Source organism: Peribacillus frigoritolerans, assembly GCF_004358755.1.
GTDB lineage: Bacteria > Bacillota > Bacilli > Bacillales > Bacillaceae > Bacillus_P.
In genome coordinates, this window is record NZ_SMZY01000010.1 from 39,785 (window position 1) to 46,981 (window position 7,197).

Here is a 7,197-nt window from a genome sequence, read left to right on the forward strand (position 1 = left end):
GGCGGTCACATATGCCTATGCCATGTTTCAGGGGGGATTTGTGAGCTGGTTTTTATTTTACAGCTTTCTGCCGATCTCCATTTATTCACTGTTGATTGCCATTTACCCAATCAGAACGTTTCAAGTAACACGTTCCATAAATCAGGAGCAATTTTCAGTAGGGGAACAGTTAGTCGGGACAATCACGATAAAAAGGAACGTGCCTTTTCCTTTGTTCTATTTAATAGTAGAAGACATTCTGCCTGAGAAGCTGACAGAGCAGAAATTAATGAAAGAACCGAAGAAGCTTTTGTTTCCATGGTTTAAAAAAACGATCACCATGCAATATGAATTGAAGCGGATGCCTAGGGGCGAGCACCGCTTTACAGAAGTGCGGGTCAGAACGGGAGATTTGTTTGGCCTTATCGATAAAGAGATGACATTTAAAGCTGAAAATTACTTCCTCGTTTATCCTCATTCAGTAGACTTGACTTACCGTCAACACGAGAAGCAGTTTGAGCAGGGAGCAACCAATTCGAAAGCGAAATTCTGGCAGGATACCACAATGGCAATCGGGATAAGGGAGTATCAGCCTGGAGACCGTTTTTCGTGGATTGACTGGAAGGCCACAGCAAGAAGAGACCGCATCATGACAAAAGAGTTTGAACAAATGCAAAGTCATGATGTCGTGGTGATGATGGACCGGGTAAAGTCTGAGGCTTTTGAAGAACTCGTCACGTTTTCGGCCTCGCTTGCAAGAGCGATTATAAAAAGCGGGGCAAAGATAGGCTTTGTTTCCGCCGGACGGGAAAAAACGGTGTTTAACCTGCAGGAAACCGAACAGCATTTGCAGCAGATTTACTATCACCTGGCAAAAGTCGATTGTGACAGCGGGCGTTCGTTTGCAGATGTAACGGAAAGCGAACTGCCGGCTTGGCAATCAAAAAATGTGACGCCATTGCTTGTAACGGCAAGCTTATCACTTGATTTAGTCAGAAAGCTTGAACTGATTGGAAGCCGGAATCACTCAACGTTTGTGTTCCTGATAAAAAAAGCAGGTGACCGTATTTCAAGCGAAGAAAAAGTGATGATAGAACGGCTGATGAAACGGAGAATTATAATAAAAGCAGTAAGTGCGGGCAGATTTGAAGATGCATTTAAAGAGGTGAGTACGCTGTGAGTGAAAACTTTGAAAAACAGACATCCGCCTACATCTATTATGGATTTGCATTTCTGCTGCTGTGGGAATGGCTGAGGCCGCTTCAGGATTTCACGGAAACAGGGAATACCGCAGTGTTTGTCCTTTTTATTGGCCTCAGCTTTTTATTCATATCCATAAAGGCTCGCTGGTATATAGGGGCTTTAGTGAAAATCTTTTACATTCTGTTTGTCCAGCATCTTTTGTTCTTTGAGGGATCTTTTTTCAGTCCTGCATGGCTGGGAATGTTTTTGGGAGATATTAGTAATAACTCAGTCTTAATGATGGAAGCAAGATGGATGGAGATTTCCTCTCCATTCCGTACGCTGCTGTTCTTTGTCCTTTTATGGCTGCTTGTGTATCTGATTAATTACTGGATCATCTTCCAAAAACGCATCATGTTCTTTTTTATCATTACGATTGTTTATGTGACTGTGCTTGATACATTTACGGAATATGATGCAAGCTTTGCCATTGTAAGGATTGTCGTCATTGGCTTTGTGCTGATCGGGCTGCTTTATCTGGAAAGGCTCAAGATTCTTGAAAGGATTAAGAGAGAGCGTTATATGACGGTGAAGTGGGTGCTGCCGCTTTCCGCTTTAATCGGCTGTGCTGTTCTTGTCGGTTTTCTCGCACCAAAGGCTGAACCGCAATGGCCGGATCCTGTTCCATATTTAACGGCATATGGGAGTCAGGAGGAAGGACCGAACGGCACGGTTAACAAAATTGGCTATGGCCCGAATGACGAACAGCTTGGCGGAGCTTTTGTCGCGGATGATACCCCTGTTTTTACTGCGGTTGCCGAAGACCGTCATTACTGGAGAGTGGAAACAAAGGATGTCTACACGGGAAAAGGCTGGGATGTATCAGATCCTGATGCAGATTCTGTTCAGATGGATCCTGAAAATATCTCCATTTTATCGACTGAAGAAGGAGTAGACACTGTTCAGCTAACAGCAAGTGTAGAGATTGATAATCGATACCGATATGACCATGTCATATATCCTGCTGGAATTAAGTCTGTTACTCTTCCCAGGGATTCAGTTTTAGATGTTAATCCTCTTACCGAGCTCATGACTCCGCGCCTGGCTGAGAACAGAGGAAACTTTTCGCCTGGATCTTATGAAACAGTCTATGAGTTTCCGGACTTTAAAATTGATGAACTCCGTAACGTTTCATCAAATAATGGTGTACCAGACGATATTCGTGCCCGTTATACTCAGCTGCCTGAGGAGCTTCCGCAGCGGGTCCGCGATTTGGCGCAGGAATTAACATCTGATAACGAAAATTACTATGATAAGGCGAAATCCATTGAAACCTACCTCGGAGGGTCGCAGTTTACGTATGAAACAACAGACGTTGCTGTACCAAGGGGGGAGGAGGATTACGTGGATCAATTCCTTTTTGAAACATTCAAAGGGTATTGTGATAACTTTTCGACCTCGATGATTGTTTTGCTTCGGGCTGCAGATATTCCCGCCCGATGGGTAAAAGGGTATTCAGACGGGGCATTTGTCCAAAACCTTGGCGGGAATCAGAAAGAGTACAAGATTACGAACAATAATGCCCATTCCTGGGTAGAGGTTTACTTCAGCGGGATCGGCTGGGTGCCGTTTGAACCGACCAAAAGCTTTTCAAATCCATATGATTTTACGTTTAACATAGATTCAGAGGAGACTGCAGAAACGGAAACACCGGAACAATCCCAGCCTGAGAGAGAGCCTGTCCCTGAGGAGAACAATACGCCGCAGTCAAGCAGTTCAAACAGCAGTTCATGGCCATTTTCCATCCAAATCGGAAGTACGGCCTTCTATCTGATCCTGTTAGCAGGTGCGCTGATTCTTTTTATTTTATATAAAACGAGATTGAAATGGATGCCATATGTGATTTTATACACCTATAAGCACCGTAAAGACGAAAGAGTGTATGGTGATGCATATGCCGCACTATTAAAACAGCTGGAGCGTTATGGATTGAAGCGCCAAGAAGGGCAAACACTTCGGGATTATGCAAGGTATGTTGATTCCTTTTTTGACGTAAGGGATATGATCAGACTGACAGCCAGTTATGAGAAATCTCTCTACCGCGGAGATAATTCAAAAGAAGAATGGATAAAATCAAAGGAATTGTGGGAAAATTTAATTAAAAAGATATCATCTTGACCGAATGACGGGACATTGTTAGAATAGGGAAAATTAATAGTACTTATCCTTCATATATCCTCGATAATATGGTTCGAGAGTCTCTACCGGATTGCCGCAAATAATCTGACTATGAAGGCAGAATAGACGAGTGTAAAAGCTAGAATTCTGCCTTCTTTTCTTTTTGAATTGAAGGCATAGTTCTAGCTTTTTTTAATAAGCACAAGATGCATCAGTGTCTGACGCCTGACCCCTCTTTATTCATTAAGAGGATATCTTTCGAATGAGGTGACCACCCGTGATAAACATGCAAGATGAAATGGTTTTAGTGTTGGATTTTGGAAGTCAATATAATCAATTAATTACCCGCAGGATTCGTGAGCTAGGTGTATACAGTGAGCTTCATCCGCATACACTTACGGCTGAAGAAATCACGAAGATGAATCCTAAAGGAATCATTTTATCTGGAGGGCCAAACAGTGTGTACGGCGAACAGGCTTTCCGCTGTGACGAAAGAATTTTCGACCTTGGCATTCCAGTATTCGGCATTTGCTACGGCATGCAATTGATGACACATTACCTGGGCGGAAAAGTAGAAGCTGCCAATCATCGTGAATACGGAAAAGCGACTTTAAACGTTCAAACAGAAACAGCATTGTTTGCTGATCTGCCAAAACAGCAGATCGTGTGGATGAGCCATGGCGATTTAGTTGCTGATATTCCGGGCGGCTTCATTGTCGATGCAACAAGTCCGGCATGTCCTTTTGCGGCGATCAGTAATGAAGAGCGCCGTCTTTATGGGGTACAGTTCCATCCAGAAGTACGCCATTCAGAGTTCGGGACTGACATGCTGAAAAACTTTGTATTCGGAGTTTGCGGCTGTTCAGAAGAATGGTCAATGGAAAACTTCATTGAAATGGAGCTTCAGAAAATCCGTGAGCAGGTCGGCGACAAGCAAGTTCTTTGTGCATTAAGCGGAGGAGTCGATTCTTCTGTAGTAGCAGTGCTTATTCATAAAGCAATCGGAGATCAGCTGACATGTATCTTTGTTGACCACGGTCTTCTTCGTAAAGATGAAGCAGAGGGTGTTATGAAAACATTCAGTGAAGGCTTCAATATGAATGTCATTAAAGTGGATGCAAAAGAGCGTTTCATGGAAAAACTGCGCGGAGTCTCTGATCCTGAGCAAAAACGCAAAATTATCGGCAATGAGTTCATCTACGTATTTGATGATGAAGCAACAAAACTTCAAGGCATTGAATTCCTGGCTCAAGGAACTCTTTATACAGATATTATCGAGAGCGGCACGGCTACAGCTCAAACGATTAAATCTCATCACAATGTAGGCGGACTTCCAGAGGACATGCAGTTTAAACTGATCGAGCCTTTGAACACCCTCTTTAAAGATGAAGTGCGTGCACTTGGTTCTGAACTTGGTATTCCTGATGAAATCGTATGGCGCCAGCCTTTCCCTGGACCGGGACTTGGAATCCGTGTATTAGGAGCCATTTCCGAAGAAAAGCTTGAGATTGTTCGCGAATCTGATGCAATCTTACGCGATGAAATTGCTAAGGCAGGACTTGAAAGAGATATCTGGCAATACTTTACTGTTCTTCCTGACATCCGCAGTGTAGGTGTTATGGGTGATGCAAGAACATATGATTATACAATCGGCATCCGTGCGGTAACTTCAATTGACGGGATGACGTCTGACTGGGCGCGCATTCCATGGGAAGTGCTTGAGATCATCTCGACCCGCATCGTGAATGAAGTAAAACATATTAACCGTGTAGTTTACGACATCACGAGCAAGCCGCCAGCAACAATTGAGTGGGAATAGACGAACGAAAACGAACATTTTTAATTAAATGTTCGTTTTTTTTATTGACGACTTTATACCTATGCTGTTAAGATGAAGGTACACAAAAATTGTCTAAATACGTCGTATAAAGTTGGGGATATGGCCCAAAAGTTTCTACCAAGCTACCGTAAAGAGCTTGACTACGAGGTGTTATATAAGATTGGGAATCCGTGATCTATTTCCGGAACCCGTCCTATCTAATATCATTGTCGTCAAGCGCTCCCGTTAGCAGGGAGCGCTTTTTGCACTTATTCTATCTTTTTGCGGGCCACCTGCTTATAACGGCGTTTAAGATATTGGGAGGATTTTAGATGAAGAAGTATTTTCAATTTGAGGAGCTGGGCACGAATTACCGCCGCGAGTTTATTGGAGGGTTAACAACCTTCCTGTCCATGGCTTATATCTTATTTGTCAATCCGCTGACACTATCTCTTGCGTCTGTGCCTGATTTCCCTAATGAACTTAGAATGGATCAGGGTGCGGTATTCACAGCAACAGCACTTGCTGCTGCAATTGGGTCCTTGCTGATGGGGCTGATAGCCAGGTATCCGATTGCGCTTGCTCCGGGTATGGGATTAAATGCTTTCTTCGCTTTTACTGTTGTTCTTACAATGGGTATCCCTTGGCAGACTGCTTTATCAGGGGTGCTTGTTTCAGGATTGATCTTTATTGTTTTAACGACTTCAGGTCTTCGTGAGAAAATTATCAACTCCATTCCGGAAGAATTGAAACACGCAGTTGGAGCAGGTATCGGATTATTTATCACATTTGTCGGTTTTCAGAATGCTGGCATTATCACAAATAATGATGCAGTGTTAGTGGGTCTTGGGAATCTGAAAGACGGAAATGCATTGCTTGCTATCTTTGGGGTAGTCATCACAGTCATTTTTATGGTTAAACGGATCAATGGCGGAATCTTCTATGGAATGATCCTTACAGCTATTATGGGCATGATCTTTCAATTAATTGATGTACCGACCCAAGTGGTAGGGGCTGTTCCGAGTCTTGAACCAACATTTGGCGCAGCGTTCCAAAATCTAGATCAGCTGTTTACTCTTCAAATGCTTGTGGTCATTCTGACATTCCTGTTTGCGGACTTCTTTGATACCGCGGGCACACTTGTAGCTGTTGCCAATCAGGCTGGACTGATTAAAGAAAACAAGCTGCCAAGAGCGAGCAAAGCTTTATTTGCCGATTCAGCAGCAACAGTGATCGGATCTATTTTAGGTACATCTACTACTACATCTTATATAGAATCTTCTGCGGGTGTAGCAGCAGGAGCGAGAACAGGATTTGCTTCTGTCGTAACGGCTGCTTTGTTCTTGCTTGCTCTGTTCTTCTCGCCGCTGCTTAGTGTCATCACAGCGCCAGTTACAGCACCTGCATTAATTATAGTAGGTATTCTCATGGTTTCTTCTCTTGGAAAAATTGATTGGAACCGCTTTGAGATGGCTGTTCCGGCTTTCTTGACAATCATTGCAATGCCGTTAACGTACAGCATCGCAACAGGAATTGCCATCGGGTTCATCTTCTATCCAATTACGATGATCGTAAAAGGAAAAGCAAAAGAGATTCATCCAATTATGTATGGACTGTTCGTCATCTTCATTCTCTACTTCGTCTTTTTAGCAGGATAATAGAAGAAACAAAAAAAGAGATGCTTCGGCATCTCTTTTTTTTGTTGACTTTAGTTTAATAGATTGGTATTCTATCTCTTGTGCCTTTTAAGAGCACCTTTCAGATAAATAAATTACCTTTAAAAAAACGTTGACTCTCTAAAGTTATCGTGGTATATTAATATCTGTTGTCGCAAACAAGCGATAAAATGAAATGAAAAAAGTTGTTGACTTTGCTAGTCAGATAGATTATGATTAGAAAGTTGCACTTGAAACAAATGATCTTTGAAAACTAAACAAAACCAAAAGCGTACCAAACGTTTTAAATTTTTAAGTCAGCAACAAATTGAGTCACAAATTTTCTTCGGAGAGTTTGATCCTGGCTCAGGACGAACGCTGGCG

4 protein-coding genes and 2 riboswitches are annotated in these 7,197 nt (G+C 42.7%); all 4 genes read left to right on the plus strand.

From position 1 onward, the window contains the following. Positions 1-40: 40 nt before the first annotated feature. The 4 genes from E2R53_RS22580 to E2R53_RS22595 all read left to right on the plus strand — a co-directional run bounded on the left by E2R53_RS22580 (position 41) and on the right by E2R53_RS22595 (position 6,816). Complete coding sequence (locus tag E2R53_RS22580; protein WP_286166389.1) at positions 41-1,159, plus strand: DUF58 domain-containing protein; 1,119 nt, start codon at positions 41-43, stop codon at positions 1,157-1,159. Further along, positions 1,156-3,339 carry a transglutaminase TgpA family protein gene (locus E2R53_RS22585; RefSeq protein WP_133313904.1) on the plus strand — a complete coding sequence of 728 codons (2,184 nt, stop codon included), beginning with the start codon at positions 1,156-1,158 and terminating at the stop codon, positions 3,337-3,339. Before E2R53_RS22580 ends, E2R53_RS22585 begins: the two co-directional genes overlap by 4 nt. A 30-nt stretch (positions 3,340-3,369) precedes the next feature. Beyond that, positions 3,370-3,471, plus strand: a riboswitch (purine riboswitch). Between the two features lie 154 nt (positions 3,472-3,625). After that, positions 3,626-5,158 carry a glutamine-hydrolyzing GMP synthase gene (gene guaA / locus E2R53_RS22590; protein ID WP_435796811.1) on the plus strand — a complete coding sequence of 511 codons (1,533 nt, stop codon included), beginning with the start codon at positions 3,626-3,628 and terminating at the stop codon, positions 5,156-5,158. An 82-nt stretch (positions 5,159-5,240) separates the two neighbouring features. Further along, positions 5,241-5,342, plus strand: a riboswitch (purine riboswitch). Between the two features lie 148 nt (positions 5,343-5,490). After that, positions 5,491-6,816, plus strand: a complete 1,326-nt coding sequence (locus E2R53_RS22595; protein WP_133313906.1) for an NCS2 family permease — start codon at positions 5,491-5,493, stop codon at positions 6,814-6,816. Positions 6,817-7,197: the final 381 nt, after the last annotated feature.

What these genes read in the sequence shown, in the direction of transcription:
- E2R53_RS22595 (WP_133313906.1), top strand. Translation starts at nt 5,491, where the DNA reads ATGAAGAAGTATTTTCAATTTGAGGAGCTGGGCACGAATTACCGCCGC.
- guaA (WP_435796811.1), top strand. Translation starts at nt 3,626, where the DNA reads ATGCAAGATGAAATGGTTTTAGTGTTGGATTTTGGAAGTCAATATAAT.